The 2,007-nt window shown below is 60.8% G+C and carries 2 protein-coding genes; both read right to left on the bottom strand.

All coding sequences use genetic code 11. The features are described from left to right. Positions 1-50 precede the first annotated feature (50 nt). Positions 51-1,334 carry an McrC family protein gene (locus ACZ9XP_RS17710; RefSeq protein ID WP_465188939.1) on the bottom strand — a complete coding sequence of 428 codons (1,284 nt, stop codon included), beginning with the start codon at positions 1,332-1,334 and terminating at the stop codon, positions 51-53. A 1-nt stretch (position 1,335) separates the two neighbouring features. Further along, positions 1,336-2,007, bottom strand: a 672-nt coding sequence (locus ACZ9XP_RS17705; protein WP_465188938.1) for an McrB family protein, incomplete at its 5' end; no start/stop codon positions are given.

The following is a 2,007-nucleotide window of genomic DNA, read 5'->3' as shown; positions in this document are numbered from 1 at the left end:
TCCTGAATTCAAGGCCAACATCATAGCGCAAACCCATGCTGTTTAATGCCTTATGCATCGAAATGGATAGGCAAATGCAAGCCGTCCGGGTGCAGTAGGGTGTCTTTGTCCAGATCAAACGGCAGCACGTGTAGCCGTAGCTGCTTGTCAAAATCGAATACTGGCAACGGCCTGGTAAACTTGCGCCACGCCGGGTAGATCAGCGCCATGTCACCTTCGCCACCCAGGTAGCGCTGGCCGTAGGCAAACAGCTGGTAAAAATCGGCCTGGCTCAGCTGGTACTTCTTATCGCGGTCGGTTTCATCCAGCCGTTTCCACTTGGTGTCCAGTACCCACTGGCGCTGGCCTTGCTCGATCAGCAAGTCCGGCTCCAATCGGAACATCGATTCTCCAGAATGGGTGCACAAACTATGGCGGCTGGGCTGGGTGCTCAGGCGTGCGCCCGGCAACAAGCGGCCACGCAGCCAGCGCGCCACATAGCCCTCAAACAGCTTTTCCATCGGAAACAGCAGGCTGATGCCGCGATAATCGCCCGCCACCGCCTGCGGCATCTGTCGGTATAGAATCAGCTCGCACCACGGTCTGATGGGCTGGTAGTGCGCCATCAGCCTGTCGTTGCGCCAGGCGCGAAAGTCGGCGTCAATATCACGGCTGGCGGGCAGCGCGTGCAGCATGCCGGCCAGCTCGTGCGCCAGGCGCCAGTTATCGGCGTCCTGCGCCGTTTTGCACACCAGCGCCAGCGCGCTTTGCAGCAGGCGGTTTTCTGGCCGGTCCGGCAGAAACACATCGTGGCGAATCTGGAAGCAATGTTGCCGCCCTGGCGGCTGGCGCATCTGCTTTACCACATCCAGTTGGCCGCGCAAGAAACGCTGTTCTTCTTCGATGCGCTGGTAATCAAAGCGCAGCCCGCGCTTCAGCAAGTGCTCCAATGCCAACAAAAACTGCCGCATGACCCATTCGGATAGCGAGGTGTCGAACAGCTGCAAACCGGCCTCGTCCACCTCGCGCGATGTCAGGTCCAGCGAGCCGGCGATCAGCTTGCACAGCAGCTGGCGCGAAGACAGCCTGCAATCGCCGTCGTCGTGATGCTTGGGCAGGATTTCGATTACCTGCCCGCAGGGGCTTTCCAGCACGCCCACGTGGCTGTCCAGCCGCAGCCACTGCCGGCCATCCACTTGCAGCAGCTGCGCGCCGCTGCGCCGAAAGCCTGCGGCCAACTGGCACAGCCAGTCAAACGCTGTCTGGCTGATCTGCGCTTCATCGAGTGATGATGCAGACAAAGGGCTGGTGGTCAGCCGCGCGTACTCGCGCACCACAATCGGCTCACGCTTCAAGCTAGACCTCGCCCTTGCCAAGGTTGGCCGCAATGCCGCGATAGGCATCAGCCTTGGCAAACGCCTGATCGTTCAACGTCCACCGTGGCGACTGGCGCAGCTTGTCCGCCACGCCCTGGAGCAAGGCCGACACATCCAGCGACTTGTCCTCGATAATGAAAGCCACACCATCCGGCTTGGTCTGGTCGTTCAGCACCCAGCGAATGCGCTCCCAGTCCTCGAAGAAATACTCCTGCAGCAGGGGCAGGATTTTCTGGCGGAAGATGTCGGCTAGCGCGGCCAGCGTCGGCTCGCTCTGCAAAGGCATGAAGTAGGCGTGGCCTATGGTGTGGTCGCGGTCCAGCAGCACCGTGATGCGCTGGTTCATCACCCGCAGCATCTGGCCGATGTTCACCCCGTCCACCATCACACCATCCAGCAAGTCGGGGCGCGGCGGCATTTCGCTAAAGCTGAAACGGCGACGCAGCGCCAGGTCCAGCCCCGCCAGCGAACGGTCGGCGGTGTTCATGGTGCCGATAATGTAGACATTGTCTGGTACGCTGAAGCTGTCCTTGGAATACGGCAGCGTCACCGACAGTGCCTCGTCGGCGCCGGCGCGCTTGGACGGCTCGATCAGCGTGATCAGCTCGCCGAAAATGCGCGAGATATTGCCACGGTTGATTTCGTCGATGAT

This window comes from Vogesella perlucida, from assembly GCF_979366545.1.
The sequence above is the reverse complement of the archived record's forward strand: the minus strand, read 5'-3'. Positions and strand labels throughout refer to the sequence as shown.